Raw genomic sequence first — 24,836 nt, 5'->3', positions numbered from 1 at the left:
GCTCCCGGCCTTCCGGCGCGTACGGTGAGGTGGGGTCCGGGAGATCGGGAAGGAGCCGTGGATGGCCGGCTGGAGTGTGCGCGACATCCCTGACCAGGGCGGGCGGACCGCCGTCGTCACCGGGGCCAACAGCGGACTCGGATACGTGGTCGCCCGGGAACTGGCGCGCAAGGGGGCGCGGGTCGTGCTCGCGTGCCGTGACGAGGCGCGGGGCGAGGCCGCCGTGGAGCGGCTGACCGGCGAGGTGCCGCACGCCGAGGTGGAACTGGCGCGGCTCGACCTCGGCGACCTGGCCTCCGTACGGAAGTTCGTGAGCGCACTGCCGTACGGGCGGGTCGACCTGCTGGTCAACAACGCCGGGGTGATGGCCCTGCCCTACGGCACGACGGCGGACGGGTTCGAGACCCACTTCGGCGTCAACCACCTGGGGCACTTCGCCCTGACCGGACTGCTGCTGCCGGCGCTGCTCGCCGCGCCCGGCGCCCGGATCGTCACCGTCTCCAGCATGCTGCACGCACTGGCCGACGTCGATCCGCGCGACCTCAACAACGTGCGGCGCTACGGGCGGTGGAGCGCCTACGCCCGCTCGAAGTCCGCCAACCTGCTCTTCACGCACGAACTCGCGCGCCGGCTGGCGGCGCGGGACGGCGGCCCGGACGTGACGGCGGCCGCCGCGCACCCGGGGTACGCGGAGACCAACCTGCAGACCGCCGGGCCGCGCGCCGAGGGGCGGCGTCTCGCCGAGCACCTGATGCTGCTCGCCAACCGGGTCGTCGCCCAGCCCGCCGAGGCGGGTGCGCTGCCCGTCCTGTACGCGGCCACCGCGCCCGCCGTGGCCCCCGACTCCTTCACCGGCCCGTCCTTCGCGATGTGGCGCGGGGAGCCCGCACCGTCCTGGCGGGCGCCCCGGACGCGTGACGACGCGATGGGGGAGCGGCTGTGGGCCGCCTCCGAGCGGCTGACGGGGGTCACGTACGAGGCGCTGCGGACCTGAGCGCGGGGCGTACCGGTTCGTGTCCGCACAGTCCCTCCGTCCGCCCGGAGGGCAGGAGGGATCGTGCGGACACGACCTAGGCCCGGAACGGTCCGCGGACCTCGTAGGTGATCCCGCCGGACGAACTCCCGCTCGTGCCCCGCTGGCTGGAGAAGTACAGCCGTGTGCCGTCGGGGGAGAACGCCGGGCCGGTGATCTCCGAGCCGGACTGGCCGTCGATGCGCAGGAAGGGGGCGATCACGTCGTTCGGCGTGATCACGCAGATCTCCATGTTGCCGCCGTCCTCCGCCACGAACAGGTCACCGGAGGAGCTGCCGGTGACGTTGTCGACCCCGGTCAGCGGAGCCGTGCCGGACGTCACCAGGGAGTCGTCGTAGGCCAGTTCGATGGTCTGGGCGGCCGCGTTGTACTGCCAGACGCGGTTGTCGCCCTTGGTGGTGAACCAGCAGGTGTCGTCCGCGTAGTAGCAGCCCTCGCCGCCGTTGAAACGCTTGGCGCCGGAGACCTGGTTCCGGGTGGCCGTGGCGCCGGACGGGTCGGGCACCCGCGTCCAGGTCACCGGGCCGCTGGTGGCCGCCCCGGCGACCAGCACCTCCAGCGTGCCGGAGGACAGGTCGCCCCAGGTCGTCGGGCGGAAGCGGTAGAAGCAGCCGTCGGTGACGTCCTCCGTCAGGTACACGACCCCCCGGGCCGGGTCGGCCGCCGCCGCCTCGTGCTTGAAGCGGCCCATGGCGTCCCGCCGCACCGCGGCCTTCACGCCCCACGGGTCGGTCTCGAAGACGTAGCCGCGGTCCACCTCCTCGCAGGACAGCCAGGTGTTCCACGGGGTCCGGCCGCCCGCGCAGTTCTGCCGGGTGCCGGAGAGCACGCTGTACGCCGACGTGATCGCCCCGGTGGACGAGAACCGCACGGCGCTCGCGCCGCCGGAGGGGTTGATCTCCGAGTTGGAGACGTAGATCCAGCCGGAGCCGTCCGCGTAGCAGGCGCCGCCGTCCGGAGCGTTGTGCCAGGTGTACGAGGTGCCCGCGACCTTCTGGCCGGAGCGGGCGATCACCCTGCTGGTGAAGCCGGCGGGCAGGCGGATGCCGTTGGCGTCGGGCGAGCCGAGCGCTCCGTACGGTCCGCTGCCGGGCTGGGCGGGGGCGGCGTACGCGGCACCGCGCCACAGGGTTCCGCCGAGGACGGCCGAGCCGCCGACGACGGCCGTGCGCAGGAGGGTACGACGATCCACTGCTGCCTCCGGGTGTCATGACCTCTCCCGCCGCCGGCCGGCGGCGGGAGCGTGCGGTCATGGACCCTAGGGCGGCTGGGTTGACGGTCCATGGACAATTCGTGACGGCTGGGCGGCGCGTCCCGCTCCCCGGGTGGACGGGTTCTGGCCGGGGGTGGCTCAGGCGGTCTGGCCGCCGTCCACGACCAGGTCGGTGCCCACCACCGACGACGCGTCGTCCGACGCCAGGTACAGCACGGCCGCGGTGACCTCCTCCACCGACGAGACCCGGCCGAGCGGCGTCTCGCCCCGCATGCGCTCCGCCCGCCCGGCCTCCGTCTCGCCGGGCCGCAGGGACATGGAGGTCGCCGTGGCGCCCGGGCTGACGGCGTTGATGCGGACGCCGTCGGCGATGTGGTCCAGGGCGGCGCCCCGTGTGAGCACCGAGACCGCCGCCTTGGTGGCGGCGTAGGCGGTGGCGCCCGCGCTGCGCTTGTGCAGGCCGAAGGTCGAGGCGATGTTCACGATCGCCCCGCCGGCCGGCTGGGTGCGCATCCGGCGGACCTCCGCCTGGAGGGCGAGGAACACGCCGGTGACGTTGATGTCGAGCTGCGCGTGCCAGTCCTCCTCGGCCAGGTCGGCCACGGGGGTTCCGCCGCGGAAGACGCCCGCGTTGTTGACGGCCACGTCCAGCGAGCCGAAGCGGTCGACGGCGGCCTCCACGACGGCCCGGATGTCGGCGGCACGGGAGACGTCGGCGGCGACGGCCAGCGCCTTGCCGCCCGCCTCCTCGATCAGGGTCACCGTCTCGTCCAGCGGCTCCCATCTGCGCCCGGCGACGACGAGGTTCGCGCCCTCCCGGGCGAAGGCCAGGGCGACGGCCCGTCCGATGCCGGAGCCGGCGCCGGTGACGAGAGCGGTCCTGCCGGTGAAGCGCTGGGTGGTCATGAATCTCCCCTTTTTCTTGACCGATCGGTTCATTATGAGGGCGGAAAAACACCCCTCCGTCGGAGGGGTGTCTCAGTCGAGCAGTGCCAGGACCTGTTCCGCCGCGTCCCGCACCCGCGCCGGGTCCGCCGACGCCTTGCCGACCACCCGCATGCCCTGGAGCAGGACCAGCAGCATCCGGGCGAGGGCCACCGGGTCGCGGCCGGGGGGCAGTTCGCCCTGGTCGCGGGCGCGGACCAGCGACGAGTGCAGCACCGTTTCGAGCTGGTCCCAGTTGCGCTCGACCCGCCGCGCGGCGACCGGGTCGTGCGGGGCCAGCTCGGCGGCCGTGTTGGTGACGAAGCAGCCGCGTTCCCGCAGGTCCTCGGCGGTCGCCTCGACGGCGTAGCGCCGCACCAGGGACCGCACGCCCGGCAGGGCCGGGCCCGGCCGGGCCAGGTCCGCCAGCAGGTCCGGGAGCAGCCCCTGCTCGTAGCGCTCCAGTGCCTTCAGGTACAGCTCGCGCTTGTTGCCGAAGGTCGCGTAGAGGCTGGCGCGCCCGACGCCGAGATGCTCCACGAGGTCGGACATCGACGTCGCCTCGTAGCCGCGCCGCCAGAACAGCTCCAGGGCTGCCCGCAGCGCGGCGTCCGGATCGAACTCCTTGGTCCTGGCCACGTGTCGCAGCCTAGGGCTTTCTGAAACGAACGGTCAAGAAGATCGGTCAGGCGGCCTTCACCTCGTACGTCGCCACCCGCACCGTCTCGTCGTCCAGGCACTGCCCGGTCGTCAGGTCGAAGCGCTGCTTGAGCAGCGGGGAGGCGACGAAGGGGCGGCCCCGGTGACTGCCGGTCAGACCGCGGGAGAGGACGGCCGCGCCGGTGAACGGGTCGCGGTTGTCGATGGCGTACAGCTCGCCGCAGCGGTCGCGGAACAGGGCCACCTGCCCGCCGTCCGGCAGCAGGGCTGCCACGCCTCGGCCGGGGAGCAGGGCGCCGAGGTCGCAGGCCGTGAACCAGTCGTCCGTCAGCCTCAGCCGGACCTTCAGGTCGGTCGTCTCGGGTGCCAGGGTCTGGGGTGCCAGGGTCATCGCCGGGTGCTTCCTTCCAGGACGTCTTCCTCGGTGCGCCGCATGCCGATGGTCAGCAGCGGCAGGTCGGGCTTCATCTGGTCGCGTTCGGGCACGAAGCCGACGACCGGGTCGGGCGTGTCCGGCGCGTTGACGAAGGACACGAACCGGGCCAGCTTCTCGGGGTCGTTGATGGTCTCGGCCCACTCGTCGCGGTAGTGGGACACGTGCGCCCGCATCAGGGACTCCAGCTCGTCGCAGATGCCGAGCGAGTCGTGCACCACCACGTCCCGGACGTGGTCCAGGCCGCCGGGGATGCGCTCCAGCCACGTGGAGGTGCGTTCCAGCTTGTCGGCGGTGCGGATGTAGAACATCAGGAACCGGTCGATCAGGCGGACCAGTTCGGCGTCGGACAGGTCCTGCGCGAGCAGATCCGCGTGGCGCGGGGTGGCGCCGCCGTTGCCGCCCACGTACAGGTTCCAGCCGTTGGAGGTGGCGATCACGCCGAAGTCCTTCGACCGGGCCTCCGCGCACTCGCGGGCGCAGCCCGAGACCGCCGACTTGAGCTTGTGCGGGGACCTGAGTCCCCGGTAGCGCAGCTCCAGGTCGATCGCCATGCGCACGGAGTCCTGGACGCCGTAGCGGCACCAGGTCTGCCCCACGCAGGACTTCACGGTGCGCAGCGACTTCCCGTACGCGTGCCCCGACTCGAAGCCGGCGTCCACCAGCCGGGCCCAGATCACCGGGAGCTGTTCGACGCGGGCGCCGAACATGTCGATGCGCTGGCCGCCGGTGATCTTCGTGTAGAGCCCGAAGTCGCGGGCGATCTCGCCGATGACGATGAGCTTCTCCGGGGCGATCTCGCCGCCCGGGATGCGCGGCACGACCGAGTACGAGCCGTTCTTCTGGAGGTTGGCCAGGAAGTGGTCGTTGGTGTCCTGGAGGGCCGCCTGCTCGCCCTCCAGGACGTAGCCGCTCGCGCCGATCGCCGGGGCGAGGGAGGCGATGATCGAGCCGACCGCCGGCTTGCAGACCTCGCAGCCGTCACCGCCCCGGGCGTCCTCGCGGCCGTGCCGGTCGAGGAGCTCCTGGTAGGAGGTGATCCGCAGGGCGAGGACGATCTCGTACAGCTCCTCGCGGGTCTGCGCGAAGCAGCCGCACAGGCCCTTGTCGACCTCGACGCCGCTCGCCTCCAGCTCGGCGGTGACCAGCTGGCCGAGCACCTTGACGCAGGAGCCGCAGCCGGTGCCGGCCTTGGTGCACTTCTTCACCTCGGGCACGGTCGTGCACCGGTGGTCGTTGACCGCGCCGCGGATCGCGCCCTTGGTGACGTTGTGGCAGGAGCAGATCACCGCCTCGTCGGGCAGGGCGGACGGACCCAGCTGGGCCGGCGCCCCGGCACCGGCGGGCAGCACCAGGGACTCCGGCGAGACCGGCGGGACCGAGCCGGTGAAGGCGCGCAGCGTGCCGTACGCCTCCGCGTCGCCGACCAGGATGCCGCCGAGCAGCGTGCCGTCGCGGCCGATGACCAGCTTCTTGTACAGGCCGGCGCGCGAGTCGGAGTAGACGACGTCCAGGCAGTCCTCGGCGGTGCCGTGCGCGTCGCCGAAGGACGCCACGTCCACGCCGAGCAGCTTCAGCTTGGTGGACAGGTCGGCGCCGGTGAAGGCCGCCTCGTCCCGGGCGATGGTCGCGGCGGCCGTCTCGGCCTGCTCGTACCCGGGGGCCACCAGGCCGTACACCCGTCCGTCGGCGGCGAGCGCGCACTCGCCGATCGCGAACACGTGCGGGTCGGTGACCGTGCGGCACTGCTCGTCCACGCTGATGCCGCCGCGCTCGCCGACCGCGAGGCCGCAGTCCCGGGCGAGCTGGTCGCGGGGGCGGACACCGGCGCTGAACACCACCAGGTCGGTGGCGAGTTCGGAGCCGTCGGACAGCTTCATGCCGGTGACGGCGCCGTCGTCGCCGGTCACGATCTCCTGCGTGCCGACGCCCGTGTGGACGGACAGGCCCATCTCCTCGATGGTGCGCAGCAGCGCGGCGCCGCCGCCCTCGTCGACCTGCACCGGCATCAGGCGCGGCGCGAACTCCACGATGTGCGAGGTGAGTCCGAGTCCCTTGAGCGCGCCCGCCGCCTCCAGGCCGAGCAGCCCGCCGCCGACCACCGCGCCGGTCGTCGCGTTCTTCGCGTACTCCTCGATGGCGAGGAGGTCCTCGATCGTGCGGTAGACGAAGCAGCCCGCGGCGTCCTTGCCGGGGACCGGCGGGACGAAGGGGTAGGAGCCGGTGGCCAGGACCAGGACGTCGTAGTCGACGGTCAGCCCCGATCGGGCGGTCACCCGGCGGGCGTCGCGGTCGATCGTCTCGGCCGGGTCGCCGACGTGCAGCTCGATGCCGTGCCCGGCGATGAAGGCCGGGTCGGTCATCGACAGGTCCTCGGCGGACTTGCCCGAGAAGTACGAGGTGAGCTGGACGCGGTCGTACGCCGGACGCGGCTCCTCGCACAGCACGACCACGCGGTGCGTGGCGGTCAGGCCGCGCTCGGCGAGCGCCTCGAGGAAGCGCTGGCCGACCATGCCGTGGCCGACGAGCACGAGGGTGGGGGTGGGCCCCGGGGTGGCGGTCATCAGGAGCCTCCGTCGTTGGTGAGCAGGTGGAGCAGGGGGCCGCCGTCGGAGGGGAGCGGCTCTGCTCCCTCCCAGGCGCGCGCCAGCGCGCCGACGGTGCCGAGTTCGCCGACCAGGACCCCGCCGACCAGCCGGTCGTCGCGGACGACGACCTTGCGGTAGGTGCCCCGGGTGGCGTCGGCGAGCTGCACGACGTCGTCGCCGGGGCGGGGGTCGGTCTCGCCGAACGCGGCGAGGTCGAAGGGGCTGTCCGGCCCGGTGAGGGTGAGCCGGGTCAGGGACCGGGTGCCGGTGTAGCGGGCGGCGCGGTCGCCGGCCAGCAGCGCGGCCAGCACACCGGCCTGTTCGAGGGCGGGCGCGGCCAGTCCGTAGACCGTGCCCGCGTGCTCGGCGCAGTCGCCGACGGCGCGGATGTGCGGGTCGGACGTGCGCAGCTCGTCGTCGACGACCACGCCCTTCGCGACGTCCAGGCCCGCCGCCTGCGCGAGACCGACGCGGGGCCGGACCCCGCAGGCGAGGACCACCAGGTCGGCGCCGAGGGCGTATCCGTCGGCCAACTCGACCGACCGCACCGCCCCGCCGACCGGGCGCACGTCTCGCACCCGGCACTCGGTGTGCACTTCGACACCGAGGTCCTCCAGATGGCGCCGGACGAGCGTGGAGGCGGCCGGGTCGAGCTGGCGTTCCATCAGCCGCTCGGACTGCTGGGCGAGGACGACCTGCGCGCCGCGCACGGCGAGCGCGCGGGCGGCGGAGACGCCGAGCAGCCCCCCGCCGACGACGACCGCCCGCACCCCCGGCCGTACCGCCTTGGACAGGCCCAGGCAGTCGTCCATGGTGCGGAACGCGTGCACGCCCTCGGGCAGTTCGCGGTCCGGGGTGAACAGGCCGCGCAGCGGCGGGAGCACGGCGTTGGAGCCGGTGGCGAGGACCAGCGTGTCGTATGCGATCACCGAGCCGTCGGCGCAGCGCACCGTCCGCCCGGCCCGGTCGATGCCGGTGACCCGGGCGCGGGTCAGCTCCGCGGGCGCCGGCAGGGCGGTCACCTCGGGGCCGAACCGTCCGGCCAGCACCTCCGCGAGCAGCACCCGGTTGTACGGGCGGTGCTCCTCGTCGCCGACCAGCAGTGCGGACGTGCCGAGCTCACCGAGCCGCCGGGCGAGCGTCACACCCGCGAGCCCGGCGCCGATCACCACCACACGCGCATTCGAGGTCATGGCAACGAGCGTGCGGCGGGGGTGTTACCCGATGGCATCCCCACTGTTTCCCACGGGGAACGCTGCCCTCAGCGGGGGCGGGGGGTGGGTGTGAGGGGGTGCGGGGCCCCGTCGGGGACGGGTGCCGGGCCCGTCCGGGAGGGGTGCGGGGCCCGTTCGCGAGGGGGGCCGGGCCCGTCCGCGAACCTCAGAAGTCCCTCATCTCGATGGACGGCACATCCATTCCGTCCCTAGGGTCGCGATCATGCCCGACATATCGCTGACCACGGTCGTCCTGCTGTGCCTCGCCGCCTTCGCGGCCGGGTGGATCGACGCCGTGGTGGGCGGCGGCGGGCTCCTGCTGCTGCCGGCGCTGCTGCTCGGCCTGCCCGCCGGGACGCCGGCCGCGCACGCCCTGGGCACGAACAAGGCGGTCGCCATCGTCGGCACCACGGGCGCGGCGGTGACGTACGCCCGCAAGGCGCCCGTGGACGTCCGCACCGCCGTGCGCATCGGCCTGGCGGCCCTCGCCGGGTCCTCCGGCGGGGCCTTCTTCGCCGCCGGGATGAGCACCGGGGTGCTCAAGCCGGTGATCATGGTGGTGCTGCTCGCCGTCGCGGCCTTCGTGATCCTGCGCCCGGCCTTCGGCACCGCCCCGGCCCCCGGCCCGGCCACCCGCCGCCAGATCCTCGCCGCGATCGGTCTCGCGGGCCTCGGCATCGGCTTCTACGACGGCCTGATCGGCCCCGGCACCGGCACCTTCCTGGTTCTGGCGCTCACCGCCGTCCTGCACCTGGACCTGGTGACGGCCTCCGCCACCGCCAAGATCGTCAACTGCTGCACCAACGCGGGCGCCCTCGCCACCTTCGCCTGGCAGGGCGCGGTGCTGTGGCAGCTGGCCGCCCTGATGGCCGTCTTCAACCTCGCCGGCGGCATGTTCGGCGCCCACACGGCCCTCAAGAAGGGCAGCGGCTTCGTCCGCGTCGTCCTGCTGACGGTCGTCTTCGCCCTGGTGGCGAACCTCGCGTACGAGCAGTGGCTGGCCTAGGCCTTGCCGCCCCGCCGCAGGTCCAGCAGCTCCACCATCCCGGTCGTGTCCTCCTCCCCGTGCCCCTCGGCGAGCCACCGCTCCATCAGCGCCGTGTACGGCGTCAGCAGCTCCGGGCTCACCCCCTGCTCCTCGGCCGTGCGCAGCAGCGTCGCGTTGCCCGCCACCTGCATCGCGAGGTTGGAGACGACGCCCTTGCCGTAGTCGCCGCTCTCGATCTGGTCGGCCGCCAGATGGGCCGAGCCGGACATCGCGCCGAGCCACGACACCAGCAGCGGCGCGAAGTCCTTCGGGGCGATGTCCTCCGGGCCGATCAGCGCGAACGCGTGCATGATGCCCGCGAACATGCCGCTCATCGCGCTCAGCAGCGCCACGTCGTGCAGCGCCGCGAAGCCCGCGTCCTCGCCCACGTAACGGGTGCCGGCCGGGACGGCGAGGGTGTCCCGGTGCTCCTCGAACAGCTCGGCGGAGCCGCTGTAGAAGACGTACCCGCCGGAGCCGGCGTCCCCGATCATCGGCGGTACGGCCATGATCCCGCCGTCCAGGAAACGGGCCCCGCGTGCCGTCGCCCACGCGGCGCGGGCGCGGCCCTGGGCGGGCGTGCCGGTGGTGAGGTTCACCAGGTCCCGCCCGGTCAGGTCGGCCCCGTCGAGGGCTTCGCCGACCGAGGCGTCGTCGAGCAGGCAGGCGATCACCAGGCGGCTCGCGGCCACCGCCGCGGCGGCGCTCGGCGCGACCGTAGCGCCCTCGGCGGCGAGGGCCTCGGCGCGGGCGGGGGTCCGGTTCCAGACGGTCACGGGGTGCCCGGCGGCGAGCCAGGCGCGGACGAGTGCGGTGCCCATGGCGCCGGTGCCGAGGACGGTGAGCGGAATACGGGAAGCGGATGCCTTGTCAGTCATGGTGATCAGGCTCCGCCGAGGGGCACGGCCGCTCAAGTACGTACTTCGAAGTGGGTGGTTACCTCGGGGGAAGGATGCAGGCAGTGGGCAGGGACGGGGGACGGGTATGGGGACGGCACGGCGGCCGGGGGCGTACATCTGCGGGATCGACGCGGCGATGGACGTCATCGGCGGCAAGTGGAAGGTGCTGATCCTCTGGGCGCTCGGCGAGGGGACGTGCCGTTTCGGCGCGCTGCGCCGCGAGCTGCCCGGTGTGACGGAGAAGGTGCTCGCCGCGCAGCTGCGGGAGCTGGAGGCCGACGGCATCGTGCACCGTGAGGAGTACGGCGAGGTGCCGCCGCGCGTCGAGTACTCGCTGACCGCCCGGGGCGTCACCCTCAACGAAGCGCTGGCGCCGCTCGGCGTCTGGGGCAGGGCGAACGTCCTGAACGTCTCACCGGCTGCCGGTGAGGTGGGCGAAGACGACCACGTTCCCCTGGTACCCGGTACCGCGTGAGTAGCCGCCGCCGCAGGTGATGACGCGCAGTTCGGGGCGGTCCGCCGCGCCGTACACCTTCTCGTCGGGGAAGTCCGTCGCCGCGTACACCTCCACCGCGTCCACGGTGAACACCGCGACGCCGCCGTCGCGCCGGTCGACCTCGATCACGGCGCCCTTCTTCAGGGCGCCGAGCCGGTAGAAGACGGCGGGTCCCTCCGCGTTGTCGACGTGTCCGGCGACGATCGCGGTGCCCGTCTCGCCGGGTGTGGTGCCCGCCTCGTACCAGCCGGCGAGGTTCTTCTCCCCGGCGGGCGGGACGTCAAGACTGCCCGTGGGTGTCAGTCCGAGGCCGGTCAGCGGGGCGTCCACGCCGATCGACGGGACGCGGACGCGGTCGGGCGGGGAGGGCGGCAGCGCCGGTGCGCCGGGCGCCTCCCCCGTCCGCCCCGAACCGGCCTGCGCGGCCGACGGCTGGGGCGGTGCGGTCCCGGTCTCCAAGCCGCCGCCGAGGAGATACGCCCCGGCGCCCAGGGCGACCGCGGTGACGGCCGCTATCGCGGTGTTGCCGACCCTGCGCATGACGACCACTCTCCCTCGGGGGATCCCCTGCCCCCTCCGGGCCGCGAGGGGCATCGGACCCGGAGGGGGTGGGGAAGTGCGGTACCGGCGGACGGGCAGCGGAGGGTGCCCGTCAGATCCCGTCGCCTCTCGCCCGGCGATGCAGGAGCCAGGTACCGCCCGCGGCGGCGACGGCGAGAGCCGTCACGCCGGCCGCGGTCTGCACGGGGTCGGGGCCAAGAGCGCCGCCGACCCCCGTCTTGACGCTTCCTCGGGGGTACACCTGCTCACGGGTGCGGGTCAGCGTGACCACCAGGTCGCCCGTCACCCGACGGCCGCTCGCGCACGTGGTGACGATCTCGTACGTCCCCGGCTGCGCGCTCGGCGGTACGTCGAACCGCCCGACGACCTCGTCCCCGGGCGTGTCCGGCGCCAGCGGGAACCGGCCCGCGCCCACCGCGCCGGCGTCGCCCGTCGCGGCACCGTCCTCGCCGCACGCCGAGGTGGTCACGACGGCCTCGTCACCCGGCACGACCGAGGAGGGGGACACCTCTAGTCGGCCGGTGGCCGCGGAGTCCCCGCCGTAGGCGGGCGCGGTGGTGAGTCCCGCGGCCGCGACGGCGAGCGCGGTACCGGTCAGCAGGCGGGCGGTGCGTCGCATGGGTGCTCCTTCGAGCTCTTCGGTGGCCCCTGCCCTATCGAGGAAATCGGCACCGGGCGTGCCCCGCTTGTCGAGCGCGCCCCGGGAATGGGATGAACGGGTGTCACCGACGAGCCCGACGAGTCCGCCGGTGATCGCGTTTTCGCAGGTCACCGCGGCGGTACGGGCCGGTGGAGGAAAAGATCCGGAAGGGTGCGCGGCGCGCGGGTGAACGGGTGACCGGGCGTCAGCGACGGGGCGCCGGAGGCACGGGCTTGACCTGAAGCAAAGTTGAGGTACCAGGGTGTTCCGCATGACCACAGAGACCGCTCCCCTCCGCGTGACCCTGATCGTCGGCAGCAACCGCCACGGCCGTTTCGGCCCCGTCGTCGCCGACTGGCTGCTGGATCACCTCCGCGACCGCGACGACCTGGTCCCCGAGGTCGTGGACGTCGCCGGGGCCGACCTGCCCACGGACCTCGCCCGGACCCCGGAGGCGACCGCCGCGCTGGCGGGGATCACTCCCAAGCTGGCGGGCGCCGACGCGTTCGTCGTCCTCACCCCCGAGTACAACCACTCGTTCCCGGCGGGCCTGAAGAACCTCGTCGACTGGCACTACGGCGAGTGGCGGGCCAAGCCCGTCGGCCTCGTCTCCTACGGCGGTCTCGCCGGCGGCCTGCGCGCCGTGGAGCACCTGCGTCAGGTCTTCGCCGAACTGCACGCCGTCACCGTCCGCGACACGGTCTCCTTCCACAACGCGGGCGCGGCCTTCGACGACGCCGGCACGCTCCGGGACCCCTCCGGCCCGGACGCGGCGGCCAAGACCATGCTGGACGAACTGGTCTGGTGGGGGCGGGCGTTGCGGGAGGCGAGGGAGAAGCGGCCCTACGGCGCGTGACACCGCACGGCGGCCGGCACCCCGGGAAGGATGCCGGCCGCCGCCGTGTACGCATGAGCGGTCAGCCCACGTTCACCGCGCTCCACGCCGCGCCCACCGCGGCGTACTCGGTGCTGCCGGCGCCGTACAGGTCCTCGGCCGCGCTCAGGGTGGCGGCGCGCGCCCCCGCGTAGTCCGTGGACGAGGTCATGTGGACCGTCAGCGCCCGGTACCAGATGGCGCCCAGCTTGTCCCGGCCGATCCCGGTCACCGTGGAGCCGTCGCAGGTGGGGGAGTCGTACCTCACCCCGCCCACGGTCCGCGCGCCGCTGCCCTCGGCCAGCAGGTACGCGAAGTGGTTCGCGACGCCGGACGAGTAGTGGACGTCGAGATCGCCGACCGAGGTGCTCCAGCAGTCCGCGGAGGCGCCGTCCCTGCTCGGCCGGTCCATGTAGCGCAGGGCGTCGCGCCCGAAGCCGGAGCGGACGACCTTCTCGCCGATCAGATAGTCCCCGGCGTCGGCGGAGTTGCCCGCGTACCACTCCACCAGCGTGCCGAAGATGTCGGAGGTGGCCTCGTTCAGGCCGCCGGACTCGCCCGAGTACGTCAGCGCCGCCGTCGACGACGTCACCCCGTGCGACATCTCGTGCCCGGCGACGTCCAGCGACACCAGCGGCCCGAAGGTCGTCCCGTCACCGTCGCCGTACGTCATGCAGAAGCACGTGTCGTCCCAGAAGGCGTTGTTGTACCGGGTGCCGTAGTGCACCCGGTTGTAGGAGCCCTTGCCGTCGCCCGCGATGCCGGTCCGCCCGTGGACGTTCCGGTAGTAGTCCCACGTCACGTCGGTGCCGTACTGCGCGTCCACCGCGGCGGAGGCGCGGTCGGCGGCCGTGCCCGTGCCCCAGTGGTTGTCGGCGTCCGTGAACACCGTCGAGGGCGCCCGGCTGAGGCAGAGGGTCAGGAAGCACAGATCGGTCTTGTTGGCCGCGTCGCCCGTGTACGTGCCGCCGCGCGTCGCGTCCTTGAGCTGGTACGCCGACCCCGACTGCGTCGTCTGGAGCGGCACCGTGCCGCCGTACAGCGACCGGCCGTCGCCCGAGGCCGACTCGATGGTGTCCCAGGCGTCGATGCGGGCGCCCGTGCGCGCGTCGGTGAGCACCGTGCGCGCGACCGGGTTGCCGAGGGAGTCCAGCGCCGCCGCGTTCGTGCGCCAGGCCAGCTTCGGGGCGCCGTGCAGGGCGTCGACGACCAGTTCGGGCTTGGCGGTGAGCCGCTTCAGGAGCTCGCCCGGGTTGGCGGCGCGCAGCGCGTTCGCGGCCAGGTCGGCGGCCCGGGGAGCCGACAGCTTCGGTGCGACGGTGGACAGGGAGACGGACGTCGTCGTCGCGCGGTCGGCGCCCCGGTAGTCGCCGTCGAGGGCGAGGTGGACGACGAAGTCTCCGCCGAGGACGGGGAGTTCGCGGTAGGTGCGGTCGTAGCGGACGTGCTGGGTGCCGTCCGCGTCGACGATGACGTCACGGACCCGCGTGTCCTGGGCGCCGGTCAGGCCCAGGCTGGTGGCGTGGTCCGCGAGGGCCGCCGCCGCGTGGTCGAGGGCGGTGGCGGGGGTCGGTCCGTCGGCGGCGCCCGCGGTGGGGGCGAGGACGGCGACCAGGAGGGAGGCTGCGGTGGCGGCGATGCCGACCGTGGTGGGGCGGGAAACTCCGACGTGCCGTATTCGGCTCATCGATCTCCTCGGGACAGGCGCTTTGGGCGCGTGGGGACGCTGGTGCTGACTCGGATTCAAGAGGGCCGCCGCATGTCATGTCCATAGCGCTCACGTGGAGATCGTGAGGGGAGAGAATGACTCCCGTGGATGCCGAACACCTGCCGTTCTTCGTCTACGGGACGCTCCGTCCCGGCGGCCCCCACCACGCCCGTTTCCTCAGCGGTCGCACCCGGGCCGAGGAACCCGCCCGCCTCACCGGCGCCGCGCTGTATTCCGGCCCCGGCTACCCCTACGCCGTCGAGGACGACGGCGGCGTGGTCCGCGGCGACCTCGTGACCCCTTCGCCGGAGGCGTACGACGACCTGCTGGCCGCCCTCGACCGGCTGGAGGAATACGTGCCGGGCGACCCGCGCAACCTCTACGACCGCGTGGCCAGGGACGTAGTCCGGGACGCCGACGGGACGCCCGTGCGCGCCTGGGTGTACGTCGCCGCCCCGGCCGTCGCCGCCCGGCTGCGGGCGCGCGGCGTCCTGATCGAGAGCGGCGACTGGTGGGCCCGGTGACGCGGCGGCCGGTGGGCCCGGTGAACGACAGGCCCTAGGGCGCCACCGTCTCCACCCGCACCGCGCACACCTTGAACTCCGGCATCCGCGAGGTCGGGTCCAGCGCCGGGTTGGTCAGGGTGTTGGCGCGGCCCTCGCCGGGCCAGTGGAAGGGCATGAACACGGTGTCGGGACGGATGCCGGTGGTGATGCGGGCCGGTGCCACCGCCCGGCCCCGCCGGGAGACGACGGCCAGCGGGTCGCCCTCGGCCGCCCCCAGCCGCGCCGCGAGCCGCGGGTGCAGCTCCACGAACGGGCCGGGCGCGGCGGCGTTCAGCTCGTCCACGCGCCGGGTCTGCGCGCCGGACTGGTACTGCGACACGACCCGCCCGGTGGTCAGCAGCACGGGGTACTCGTCGTCCGGTTCCTCGGCGCTCGGGCGGTGCGTGACGGGGACGAAGCGGGCCCGGCCGTCGTCGGTGGCGAAGCGGTCCAGGAACAGGCGGGGGCTGCCCGGGTGCTGCTCCGCCCCGGCGGTGTCCGGCGCGGGCGCCGGGCACGGCCAGAACACCCCGCTCTCCTCCGCCAGCCGCCGGTAGCTGATCCCCGAGTAGTCCGCGGGCCCGCCCGCGCTGGCCCGGCGCAGCTCCTCGAAGACCTCCTCGGGATCGGTCGGGAAGCCCTTCTCCAGCCCCGTCCCGGCCCCGAGCCGCCGGGCCAGCCCGTGCAGCACCTCCAGATCGCCGCGCACCCCGTCCGGCGGCGTGATCGCGCGCCGCCGCAGCAGCACCCGCCCCTCCAGGTTGGTCGTGGTGCCCGTCTCCTCCGCCCACTGCGTCACCGGCAGGACGACGTCCGCCAGCGCCGCGGTCTCGGAGAGCACCACGTCGCACACGGCCAGGAAGTCCAGCGACCGCAGCCGCCCCTCGATGTGCGCCGCGCGCGGCGCCGACACCACCGGGTTGGAGCCCATCACCAGCAGCGACCTGATGTCCGTGCCCAGCGCGTCCAGCAGCTCGTAGGCGCTGCGCCCCGGGCCCGGCAGCGAGTCGGGGTCCACGCCCCACACCTCGGCCACATGGCGCCGCGCCGCCGGGTCGGTCAGCTTGCGGTAGCCCGGCAACTGGTCGGCCTTCTGCCCGTGTTCGCGCCCGCCCTGCCCGTTGCCCTGCCCGGTCAGGCAGCCGTACCCCGACAGGGGCCGCCCGGCCCGCCCGGTCGCCAGGCACAGGTTGATCCAGGCGCCCACCGTGTCCGTCCCCTTGGCCTGCTGCTCGGGCCCGCGCGCGGTGAGCACCATCGCCGCCTCCGGCGCGCAGAACAGCCGCACGGCCTCCCGGAGTTCGGGAACGGACACCCCTGTGATCCGCTCCACGTACTCCGGCCAGTGCGCCATCGCCGCCGCCCGCGCGTCCTCCCAGCCCGCCGTGCGCTCCTCGACGTACCGCGCGTCGACCCGCCCCTCGGCGACGACCAGGTGCAGCATGCCCAGCGCGAGCGCCAGGTCGGTGCCGGGCCGGGGCGCCAGGTGCAGGTCGGCCTGCTCGGCGGTCTTCGTGCGGCGCGGATCGACGACGATCAGCGTGCCGCCGTTCTCACGCAGCTCGTTGAAGTAGCGCAGCGACGGCGGCATCGTCTCCGCCGGGTTCGACCCGACGAGGATCACGCACCCGGTCCGGGGGATGTCCTCCAGCGGGAACGGCAGCCCCCGGTCGAGCCCGAACGCCTTCGTGCCGGCCGCCGCCGCCGACGACATGCAGAACCGCCCGTTGTAGTCGATCTGCGAGGTCCCCAGCACCACCCGGGCGAACTTGCCCAGCGCGTACGCCTTCTCGTTCGTCAGCCCGCCCCCGCCGAACACCCCGAGCGCGTCCGCGCCGTACGCCTCCCGCGTGCGCGCCAGGTTCCCGGCGATCCGGTCCAGCGCCTCCTCCCACGAGGCCGGCACCAGCGCGCCGTCACCGCCGCGGACCAGCGGCGAGGTCAGGCGGACCCCCGACGAGAGCAGCGCCGGCGCGGTACGGCCCTTGCCGCACAGCGCGCCCCGGTTCACCGGGAAGTCCGCGCGCTCGGTCACCTCGACGCTCCCGTCGGCGGCGGGCGTCAGGTTCATCCCGCACTGCAGCGCGCAGTACGGGCAGTGCGTGGGCGTCGAGGTGTTCTGCATGCCGACCAGCGTGCGTCGCCCGTGTTACGCGACCGGGCGGCCGAGTGTTACGCCGCCGGGACGGTGACCTCCCCGCCTCCCCCCGGCCACGGTGAGGGCCCGTGGTGGGGGCCGTGGCGGGGGCCGCGTCAGCGCCCGCCGGCCAGCGCCTCGGCCACCCCCGGCTCTCTCGGCCCGAGGAAGTGCGGATCCGGCTCGAACACCGCGTCCAGCGCGGCCTTGCCCGCCGCGAGGATCTCCCGCGCGCCGCCGTAGTACCAGGTCACGTCGTGCCTGGCATCGACCCCGACGCCGTACGACGCCACCCCCGCCTCCTGGCACAGCGCCACGGCCCGCCGGATGTGGAAGCCCTGGCTGATCAGTACGGCCCGGTCGACCCCGAAGATCTTCTTCGCGCGGACGCAGGAGTCCCAGGTGTCGAAGCCCGCGTAGTCGCTGACGATCCGCCCGTCGGGCACGCCGTGCCGGACGAGGTACGCGCGCATGGCGTCCGGCTCGTCGTACTCCTCCCGGCTGTTGTCCCCGGTCACCAGCACCACCTCGATCCGCCCCGCGCGGTACAGCTCGGCCGCCGCGTCCAGCCGGTTCGCGAGGTACGGCGACGGCTCGCCGTCCCACAGCCCGGCACCGAAGACGACCGCGACCTCGGTGCGGGGCACGTCGGCGACGGTGCGCAGCCGGTCGCCGGTCACCACGTACATCCAGGTCGCCGGCAGCAGCGCCAGCACGCACCCGGCCACCACCGCCCGGATCAGCCGTCGCTGCCCCCCGCGGGTGCGCGGAAGGCGCGGTCTGCCAGGTCTCCAGCGGCGCATCGGTCGGTCCCCTCCCCGGTGGTCTCCTGCTCCCAGGGACGTCCGGACGCGCCGTCCGGTTCGCCGCCCGCTCACACGGAGCGGCCGGTGACGTGTGAACCGACGGAAAATTCCCGTGACGTCCACGCAACGGGGAGGCAACGTCGTGCCGCCACTCTCGGTGCATGACGGCCATGACAGTGACGGGCAGGACCAGCACGGCGCATCCCGGCGGCACCCCCGCCCTGGTCGTCGTCGCCCACGGCAGCCGCGACCCGCGCGCGCTGAGCACCGTACGGGCCCTCCTCGACCGGGTCCGCGCCCTGCGCCCCGCCCTGCCGGTGCACCTCGGGCACATCGAGCTCAACGCCCCCCTGCTGCCCGACACGCTGGCCGCGCTCGGCGACGGGGAGGCGGTGCTCGTCCCCCTCCTCCTCAGCCGCGGCTACCACGTCGAGCGGGACATCCCCGACATGGCGGCCGTCTCCCCGGCCCGCACCCGCGTGGCCGCCCCGCTCGGCCCGCACCCCCTCCTCGTGGACGCCCTCCACGACCGCCTCACCGAGGCCGGCTGGCCCACCCACGCCCCCCGGACCAGCGCGGTCGTCCTCGCCTCCGCGGGCTCCCGCGCCCCGGCCTCCCGCGCGGACACGGCCCGCACGGCAGCGCTCCTCGCCGCCCGCCTCGGCGTCCCGGTGAGGCCCGCGTACGCCTCGGCGGCGGCCCCGACGGTCCCGGACGCGATCCGCACCCTGACCGCCCAGGGCTACGACCGCATCGCCGTGGCCTCCTGTTTCACGGCCCCGGGCCGCTTCGCCACGGAGTGCGCGGCAGCGGCCCCGTGGATCACATCCGCCCCCCTGGGCATCCACCCGGCGATGGCCCACCTCCTCCTGCACCGCTACGACGAGGCCCTGAAAACGAGCAGCGCCTCTGAAAACCGGGCCATGGCGACCCCCTAGGGGCGCGGGACCGTATCGATGTGCGGCTCCGCCACGTGGGCGCGACCAGCCACACAGGGCCCGCAGCCGCGCGACCACAGGACCCCGCGGACGGGAAGGCCCCCTACTGTCACACCTTCCGCATACTGTTCACGACATGGAAGGCACCGCACCCACCACCCCGTACGACCCCGCGTCAGTGGCCCGCTGGGCCGCAGAACCGGACAAACGCCCCGGCCGCACCGCCTTCCAGCGCGACCGCGCCCGCGTCCTGCACTCCTCCGCCCTGCGCCGCCTCGCCGGTAAGACCCAGGTCGTCACGCCGGGGGAGGGCAACCCGATGTGGGACGCCAGCCCCCGCACCCGCCTCACGCACTCCCTGGAATGCGCCCAGGTCGGCCGCGAACTCGGCGCCGCCCTCGGCTGCGACCCGGACCTGGTGGAGGCCGCCTGCCTCTCCCACGACCTCGGCCACCCGCCCTTCGGCCACAACGGCGAGACCGCGCTGAACGAGTTCGCCGAGGACTGCGGCGGCTTCGAGGGCAACGCCCAGTCCCTGCGGCTGCTCACCCGCATCGAGCCCAAGCGGTTCACCGACGAGGGCTCCGTCGGCCTCAACCTCACCCGCGCCACCCTCGACGCCGCCACCAAGTACCCCTGGCCCCGCGGCGCCCACCCCACCGACCCGGCGTCGCCCAAGTTCGGCGTGTACGAGGACGACCGGCCCGTCTTCGCGTGGCTGCGCGAGGGCGCCCCCGCCGGCCGCACCTGCTTCGAGGCGCAGGTCATGGACTGGTCCGACGACGTGGCGTACTCCGTGCACGACGTCGAGGACGGCCTGCACGCCGGTCACATCGACCCGAACTGCCTGCTCGCCGACCCCGAGCGCGAGGCGGTCTTCGAGGTCGCCGTCGGCCGCTACGTCCCGGCCGGCACCGACCACGCCGAACTGGCCGCCGCCCTCGACCGCCTCCTCGCCCAGGACTGGTGGCCGCACGGCTACGACGGCTCGGCCGTCGCCCAGGCCCGCCTGAAGGACGCCACCAGCCAGCTCATCGGCCGCTTCTGCCTCGCCGCCGAGGCCGCCACCCGGGCGGCGTACGGGGGCGGCCGCCTCACCCGGTACACCGCCGAACTGGTCGTCCCCCGGGAGACCCGCATGGAGTGCGCCGTCCTCAAGGCGGTCGCCGACCGGTACGTCATGCAGCGCGCCGAACAGGAGCGGCTCCGCGCCGACCAGCGCATCGTCGTCGCCGGACTGGCCGAGGCGCTCACCGCCCGCGCCCCCGACGGCCTCGACCCCCAGTTCCGCGCCCTGTTCGACCGGGCCGGCGACGACAAGGCGCGCAAACGGGTGATCGTCGACCAGATCGCCTCCCTCACGGACGCCTCGGCCCGCTCGCTTCACGCCCGGTTGACGGGGCATCCGGGAGACTGACGATGGCCTGATCGGGTCACTCCCCCTTCCCGCGCCACGCCGTGTGCGGGACGCTCGCATGTGGCGGCACCCTGACGAGGAGGCAACAAGTGGTCGACGCGGATCAGACATTCGTCATCGTCGGAGGAGGCCTGGCCGGCGCCAAGGCGGCCGAGACACTCCGCACGGAGGGATTCACCGGCCGGGTGATCCTCATCTGCGACGAGCGCGACCACCCCTACGAGCGCCCGCCGCTGTCCAAGGGCTACCTGCTCGGCAAGGAGGAACGCGACAGCGTCTTCGTGCACGAGCCCGCCTGGTACGCGCAGCACGACATCGAGCTGCACCTCGGCCAGACCGTCGTCGCCGTCGACCGCGCCGCGAAGACCGTCCACTACGGCGACGACGGCACCTTCGCCCGGTACGACAAGCTGCTCCTCGCCACCGGCGCCGAGCCCCGCCGCCTCGACGTGCCCGGCACCGACCTCGCGGGCGTCCACCACCTGCGCCGCCTGGCCCACGCCGAGCGGCTCAAGGGCGTCCTCGCCTCCCTCGGCCGGGACAACGGCCACCTGGTGATCGCCGGCGCCGGCTGGATCGGCCTGGAGGTCGCGGCGGCGGCCCGCGAGTACGGCGCGGAGGTCACCGTCGTCGAGCCGGGACCCACCCCGCTGCACGGCGTCCTCGGCCCCGAGCTGGGCTCCGTCTTCGCCGAGCTGCACGAGGCGCACGGCGTCCGCTTCCACTTCGGCGTGCAGCTGACCGAGATCGTCGGCCAGGACGGCATGGTGCTCGCCGCCCGCACCGACGACGGCGAGGAGCACCCCGCGCACGACGTGCTCGCCGCGATCGGCGCCGCCCCGCGCACCTCGCTCGCGCAGGCCGCCGGCCTGGAGATCGCCGACCGCGCGCACGGCGGCGGCATCGTCGTCGACGAACGGCTGCGCACCTCCGACCCCGACATCCACGCGGCCGGCGACGTCGCCTCCTTCCCGCACGCCCTGTTCGACACCCGCCTGCGCGTGGAGCACTGGGCCAACGCCCTCAACGGCGGCCCCGCCGCGGCCCGCGCGATGCTCGGCAAGGACGTTCTCTACGACCGCGTGCCCTACTTCTTCTCCGACCAGTACGACCTGGGGATGGAGTACTCCGGCTGGGCGCCGGCGGGCTCGTACGACCAGGTGGTGATCCGCGGGGACGCGGCGAAGCGCGAGTTCATCGCCTTCTGGGTGAAGGAGGGCCGCGTGCTGGCCGGGATGAACGTGAACGTGTGGGACGTCACGGAACCGATCCAGCGGCTGATCCGCTCCCGGGCCCAGGTGGACACGGAGGCGCTCGCCGACCCGCACGTATCCCTCGAAAGCCTCATTCCCTAGCTCCGATTCCGTCCCCGTAGACTTCACACGTGGCAGGACGGATCAACGACGAGGACGTGAAGGCGGTACGGGACGCGGTCCCGATCGACGCCGTCGTCTCCGAGTACCTCCAGCTGCGCAACGCGGGCGGCGGCAACCTGAAGGGGCTGTGCCCGTTCCACGACGAGAAGTCGCCGTCCTTCCAGGTCAGCCCGAGCAAGGGTCTCTTCCACTGCTTCGGCTGCCAGGAGGGTGGCGACACCATCACGTTCGTGATGAAGATCGACCACCTCACCTTCTCCGAGGCGGTCGAGCGCCTGGCCGGTCAGGCCGGCATCACCCTGCGCTACGAGGAGGGCGGCTACAACCCCGCCCACCAGCGCGGCGAGCGCATCCGGCTGGTCGAGGCCCACAAGGTCGCCGCCCAGTGGTACGCGGAGCAGCTGGCGACCAGCCCCGAGGCGGACGCCGGCCGCGCCTTCCTCGCCGAGCGCGGCTTCGACCAGTCCGCCGCGGAGCACTTCGGCGTCGGCTACAGCCCCCAGGGCTGGGACCACCTCACCCGCCACCTGCGGGGCAAGGGCTTCAGCGACAAGGAGCTGGTCCTCTCCGGGCTCGCCCAGGAGGGCCGCCGCGGCCCCATCGACCGCTTCCGCGGCCGGCTGATGTGGCCCATCCGCGACATCGGCGGCGACGTCGTCGGCTTCGGCGCCCGCAAGCTCTACGAGGCCGACAACGGCCCGAAGTACCTGAACACGCCCGACACCGCGATCTACCGGAAGTCCCAGGTCCTCTACGGCATCGACCTCGCGAAGAAGGACATCGCGAAGGCGTCCCGCGCGGTCGTCGTCGAGGGCTACACCGACGTCATGGCCTGCCACCTGGCCGGCGTCACCACCGCCATCGCCACCTGCGGCACGGCGTTCGGCGGCGACCACATCAAGATCCTGCGGCGCCTCCTGATGGACAACGGCTCCGCCCGCGTGATCTTCACCTTCGACGGCGACGCGGCCGGCCAGAAGGCGGCCCTGCGCGCCTTCGAGGACGACCAGAAGTTCGCCGCCGAGACCTACATCGCCATCGCGCCCGACGGCATGGACCCCTGCGACCTGCGCCTCGCCAAGGGCGACGACGCCGTCGCCGACCTGGTCGAGCCGCGCACCCCGCTGTTCGAGTTCGCGCTGCGCCAGATCGTCGCCCGCTACGACCTGGACACGCCGGCCGGCCGCGCGGCGGCCCTCGACGAGGCCGCCCCGGTGGTCGCCCGCATCAAGAACAGCGGCGCCCAGCACGAGGTCGCCGTGCAGCTCGCCGGCATGCTCGGCATCCTCGACACCCAGTTCGTGGTCAAGCGCGTCGCCCAGCTGGCCCGCTGGGCCCGCGACCGTGGCGGCAAGGGCCCCGCCCCCGACCGGCCGCAGCGCGGTGGCGGCGGCGGTGGCGCGCAGGAGTACGCCCCCACCGACCGGGTCACCCCCCGCGGCCCCGCGCTGAACCTGCGCAACCCCGTCTTCGCCACCGAACGCGAGCTGCTCAAGCTCGCCCTCCAGCGCCCCGAGCTGGTCTCCCCGGCCTTCGACGCGTACGGCGTGGACGAGTTCACCGCCCCGCCCTACGCGGCCGTACGCCAGGCGATCATGGAGGCGGGCGGCGCCGAGTTCGGCGTCCAGGACCCGCAGGACTACCTGGTCCGCGTCCGCGAGGCCGCCCCCGACGACACCGTCCGCGCCATGGTCACCGAACTCGCCGTCGAGGCGATCATGCTGCACCGGGGCGTGAAGGACGTCGACGAGGTCTACGCGGGCGCCCAGCTCGTCACGGTCCGGCGCCGCGCCGTCGAGCGCCGCATCCGCGACATCACCGGCCGCCTCACCCGCCTGGGCGGCCACGGCGACCCCGCCGAACTCGCCGCCGTGCAGAACGAGCTGTGGGTCCTCCAGCAGTACGACCAGACCCTGCGCGAACACGGCGCCGCCGCGCTGTAGCGGCGCCCCCCGATCACCACGCGGTCACGGACCGGACGCAAAAAGTCACCGCACGCCCCTCGTGGCGGCGATGTGTCGTACCCCACACTAAGGGCGGTGCCCGAGTCCTCGGAGCGCGGCCGATCCGTCCCCGGCGGATCCCGGAACCCCCCGGCCGCGTTCAACACGAACGGGACGGACAGCGGCGAGCGCGCCGACTCCGCCCCCGAAGTACCGCTGCCGCCCCCGCCGGCAGCGTCCCTCCTGGAGGTCGCCCCCGTGCAGACCCAGACCCTCGCCCAGACCGACGCGCCTGCCGACGGCGCGGAGCCGGACGCGGACACCGGCGTCCTCCTCGCCATGCCTGCGCGGCACCGCGCCGTGCACGCCCCGGAGCCCGCGCCCGCCGACGAGCCGCCGGCCGGCACCGCCGAGGAGCCCGCCGAAGCCGCCGAGGCCGAGGAGCCCGTCGAGCCGCCGGCGCCCACCCGCACCGAGACCGGCGGGCCCTCCTCCGACCTGTTCCGCCAGTACCTGCGCGAGATCGGCCGGATCCCGCTGCTCTCCGCGGCCGAGGAGGTCGACCTCGCGCGCCGCGTGGAGGCCGGGCTGTTCGCCGAGGAGAAGCTGCGGCTCACCCCCGACCTGGACAGCAGCCTCGCCCTGGACCTCGACCGGCTCGTCGTCATGGGCCGCCTCGCCAAACGCCGCCTGATCGAGGCGAACCTGCGGCTCGTCGTGTCGGTCGCCAAGCGGTACGTCGGGCGCGGGCTGACCATGCTCGACCTGGTCCAGGAGGGGAACCTGGGCCTGATCCGGGCCGTGGAGAAGTTCGACTACGCCCGCGGCTACAAGTTCTCCACGTACGCCACCTGGTGGATCCGCCAGGCCATGTCCCGCGCGCTGGCCGACCAGGCCCGCACCATCCGCGTCCCCGTCCACGTCGTGGAGCTGATCAACCGGGTCGTCCGCGTCCAGCGCCGGATGCTCCAGGAGCGCGGCTGTGAACCGACCCCGCAGGAGGTCGCCGCCCACCTGGACCTGCCGCCCGAGCGCGTCGGCGAGGTGCTGCGCCTGGCCCAGGAGCCCGTCTCCCTGCACGCCCCCGTCGGCGAGGAGGACGACGTCGCCCTCGGCGACCTGATCGAGGACGGCGACGCCACCAGCCCCGTCGAGTCCGCCGCGTTCCTGCTGCTGCGCGAACACCTGGAGGCCGTGCTCTCCACGCTCGGCGAACGCGAACGCAAGGTCGTCCAGCTCCGCTACGGCCTGGTCGACGGCCGCCCCCGCACCCTGGAGGAGATCGGCCGCATCTTCGGCGTCACCCGGGAGCGGATACGCCAGATCGAGTCCAAGACCCTCAACAAGCTCCGCGATCACGCCTTCGCGGACCAGCTCAGGGGCTATCTGGACTGACCGGGGGCC

Annotated in this window: 22 protein-coding genes; 10 read left to right on the top strand and 12 right to left on the bottom strand. The window is 73.8% G+C overall.

All coding sequences use genetic code 11. The features are described 5' to 3' along the window. The first annotated feature begins 61 nt into the window (after positions 1 to 61). Entirely contained in the window at positions 62 to 994 is a 933-nt protein-coding gene (locus ACIRG6_RS02580) for an oxidoreductase (RefSeq protein WP_364685207.1), read from the top strand. Positions 995 to 1,070: 76 nt separating this feature from the next. Here the strand turns inward: ACIRG6_RS02580 and ACIRG6_RS02575 are convergent, their stop codons facing one another. The 6 genes from ACIRG6_RS02575 to ACIRG6_RS02550 form a co-directional block, all read right to left on the bottom strand. Then, a complete protein-coding gene (locus ACIRG6_RS02575; protein WP_403320349.1) occupies positions 1,071 to 2,225 on the bottom strand; it encodes an alkaline phosphatase PhoX in 1,155 nt (384 codons plus the stop codon). Positions 2,226 to 2,384: 159 nt separating this feature from the next. Then, positions 2,385 to 3,152, bottom strand: a complete 768-nt coding sequence (locus ACIRG6_RS02570) for an SDR family NAD(P)-dependent oxidoreductase (RefSeq protein ID WP_403320346.1) — start codon at positions 3,150 to 3,152, stop codon at positions 2,385 to 2,387. A gap of 72 nt (positions 3,153 to 3,224) precedes the next feature. Then, positions 3,225 to 3,809: a TetR/AcrR family transcriptional regulator gene (locus ACIRG6_RS02565; RefSeq protein ID WP_364685197.1), complete on the bottom strand. Its 585-nt coding sequence runs from the start codon at positions 3,807 to 3,809 to the stop codon at positions 3,225 to 3,227. Between the two features lie 46 nt (positions 3,810 to 3,855). Continuing rightward, the gene (nirD, locus tag ACIRG6_RS02560; protein ID WP_350719778.1) at positions 3,856 to 4,221 is read right to left on the bottom strand and encodes a nitrite reductase small subunit NirD; all 366 of its coding nucleotides are present in this window, start codon (positions 4,219 to 4,221) and stop codon (positions 3,856 to 3,858) included. Further along, positions 4,218 to 6,827 (bottom strand): nitrite reductase large subunit NirB, encoded by a 2,610-nt coding sequence (gene nirB / locus ACIRG6_RS02555; protein WP_403320344.1) that lies wholly within the window; start codon positions 6,825 to 6,827, stop codon positions 4,218 to 4,220. Before nirB ends, nirD begins: the two co-directional genes overlap by 4 nt. Next, positions 6,827 to 8,044: an NAD(P)/FAD-dependent oxidoreductase gene (locus ACIRG6_RS02550; protein ID WP_403320342.1), complete on the bottom strand. Its 1,218-nt coding sequence runs from the start codon at positions 8,042 to 8,044 to the stop codon at positions 6,827 to 6,829. Before ACIRG6_RS02550 ends, nirB begins: the two co-directional genes overlap by 1 nt. A 244-nt stretch (positions 8,045 to 8,288) precedes the next feature. On the opposite strand from ACIRG6_RS02550, the gene ACIRG6_RS02545 reads away from it, so the two are divergent. Continuing rightward, a complete protein-coding gene (locus tag ACIRG6_RS02545) occupies positions 8,289 to 9,071 on the top strand; it encodes a sulfite exporter TauE/SafE family protein (protein WP_364685191.1) in 783 nt (260 codons plus the stop codon). Here ACIRG6_RS02545 and ACIRG6_RS02540 read toward each other — a convergent pair. Beyond that, on the bottom strand, positions 9,068 to 9,970 hold the full coding sequence (locus tag ACIRG6_RS02540) for an NAD(P)-dependent oxidoreductase (protein ID WP_364685189.1): 903 nt from the start codon (positions 9,968 to 9,970) through the stop codon (positions 9,068 to 9,070). The two genes, ACIRG6_RS02545 and ACIRG6_RS02540, sit on opposite strands and share 4 nt — an antisense overlap. Before the next feature lie 106 nt (positions 9,971 to 10,076). On the opposite strand from ACIRG6_RS02540, the gene ACIRG6_RS02535 reads away from it, so the two are divergent. Then, positions 10,077 to 10,466 carry a winged helix-turn-helix transcriptional regulator gene (locus tag ACIRG6_RS02535; protein WP_350719768.1) on the top strand — a complete coding sequence of 130 codons (390 nt, stop codon included), beginning with the start codon at positions 10,077 to 10,079 and terminating at the stop codon, positions 10,464 to 10,466. Here ACIRG6_RS02535 and ACIRG6_RS02530 read toward each other — a convergent pair. Beyond that, on the bottom strand, positions 10,404 to 11,027 hold the full coding sequence (locus tag ACIRG6_RS02530) for a class F sortase (protein WP_364685186.1): 624 nt from the start codon (positions 11,025 to 11,027) through the stop codon (positions 10,404 to 10,406). The two genes, ACIRG6_RS02535 and ACIRG6_RS02530, sit on opposite strands and share 63 nt — an antisense overlap. A 112-nt stretch (positions 11,028 to 11,139) precedes the next feature. Then, positions 11,140 to 11,667, bottom strand: a complete 528-nt coding sequence (locus tag ACIRG6_RS02525; RefSeq protein ID WP_364685184.1) for a hypothetical protein — start codon at positions 11,665 to 11,667, stop codon at positions 11,140 to 11,142. Between the two features lie 292 nt (positions 11,668 to 11,959). Here ACIRG6_RS02525 and ACIRG6_RS02520 point away from each other — a divergent pair, with 292 nt between their 5' ends. Continuing rightward, positions 11,960 to 12,544 carry an NADPH-dependent FMN reductase gene (locus ACIRG6_RS02520; RefSeq protein WP_350719762.1) on the top strand — a complete coding sequence of 195 codons (585 nt, stop codon included), beginning with the start codon at positions 11,960 to 11,962 and terminating at the stop codon, positions 12,542 to 12,544. Between the two features lie 61 nt (positions 12,545 to 12,605). Here ACIRG6_RS02520 and ACIRG6_RS02515 read toward each other — a convergent pair whose 3' ends face one another. Then, a complete protein-coding gene (locus tag ACIRG6_RS02515) occupies positions 12,606 to 14,249 on the bottom strand; it encodes a M4 family metallopeptidase (RefSeq protein ID WP_403320338.1) in 1,644 nt (547 codons plus the stop codon). Positions 14,250 to 14,374: 125 nt separating this feature from the next. On the opposite strand from ACIRG6_RS02515, the gene ACIRG6_RS02510 reads away from it, so the two are divergent. Next, positions 14,375 to 14,794 (top strand): gamma-glutamylcyclotransferase family protein, encoded by a 420-nt coding sequence (locus ACIRG6_RS02510; RefSeq protein ID WP_403320337.1) that lies wholly within the window; start codon positions 14,375 to 14,377, stop codon positions 14,792 to 14,794. A 34-nt stretch (positions 14,795 to 14,828) separates the two neighbouring features. Here ACIRG6_RS02510 and ACIRG6_RS02505 read toward each other — a convergent pair whose 3' ends face one another. Together ACIRG6_RS02505 and ACIRG6_RS02500 are read right to left on the bottom strand one after the other, a co-directional pair. Then, positions 14,829 to 16,940, bottom strand: coding sequence for a molybdopterin oxidoreductase family protein (locus ACIRG6_RS02505; RefSeq protein ID WP_364677242.1), 2,112 nt, complete (start codon positions 16,938 to 16,940; stop codon positions 14,829 to 14,831). Between the two features lie 128 nt (positions 16,941 to 17,068). Continuing rightward, entirely contained in the window at positions 17,069 to 17,755 is a 687-nt protein-coding gene (locus ACIRG6_RS02500) for a SanA/YdcF family protein (protein WP_364823439.1), read from the bottom strand. Between the two features lie 164 nt (positions 17,756 to 17,919). On the opposite strand from ACIRG6_RS02500, the gene ACIRG6_RS02495 reads away from it, so the two are divergent. The 5 genes from ACIRG6_RS02495 (at position 17,920) to ACIRG6_RS02475 (ending at position 24,827) form a co-directional block, all read left to right on the top strand. After that, positions 17,920 to 18,696 (top strand): sirohydrochlorin chelatase, encoded by a 777-nt coding sequence (locus tag ACIRG6_RS02495; RefSeq protein ID WP_403320334.1) that lies wholly within the window; start codon positions 17,920 to 17,922, stop codon positions 18,694 to 18,696. Between the two features lie 136 nt (positions 18,697 to 18,832). After that, the gene (locus ACIRG6_RS02490; RefSeq protein ID WP_364677247.1) at positions 18,833 to 20,113 is read left to right on the top strand and encodes a deoxyguanosinetriphosphate triphosphohydrolase; all 1,281 of its coding nucleotides are present in this window, start codon (positions 18,833 to 18,835) and stop codon (positions 20,111 to 20,113) included. Positions 20,114 to 20,202: 89 nt separating this feature from the next. Further along, positions 20,203 to 21,468 carry an NAD(P)/FAD-dependent oxidoreductase gene (locus ACIRG6_RS02485; RefSeq protein ID WP_364677249.1) on the top strand — a complete coding sequence of 422 codons (1,266 nt, stop codon included), beginning with the start codon at positions 20,203 to 20,205 and terminating at the stop codon, positions 21,466 to 21,468. Between the two features lie 29 nt (positions 21,469 to 21,497). Next, positions 21,498 to 23,432 carry a DNA primase gene (dnaG, locus tag ACIRG6_RS02480; protein ID WP_350719747.1) on the top strand — a complete coding sequence of 645 codons (1,935 nt, stop codon included), beginning with the start codon at positions 21,498 to 21,500 and terminating at the stop codon, positions 23,430 to 23,432. Positions 23,433 to 23,528: 96 nt separating this feature from the next. Continuing rightward, positions 23,529 to 24,827 carry an RNA polymerase sigma factor gene (locus tag ACIRG6_RS02475; RefSeq protein WP_364677251.1) on the top strand — a complete coding sequence of 433 codons (1,299 nt, stop codon included), beginning with the start codon at positions 23,529 to 23,531 and terminating at the stop codon, positions 24,825 to 24,827. Positions 24,828 to 24,836: the final 9 nt, after the last annotated feature.

The sequence above is a fragment of the Streptomyces flaveolus genome, from assembly GCF_044765825.1.
Lineage (GTDB): Bacteria > Actinomycetota > Actinomycetes > Streptomycetales > Streptomycetaceae > Streptomyces > Streptomyces flaveolus.
This window is presented reverse-complemented; position numbering and strand designations above follow the sequence as displayed.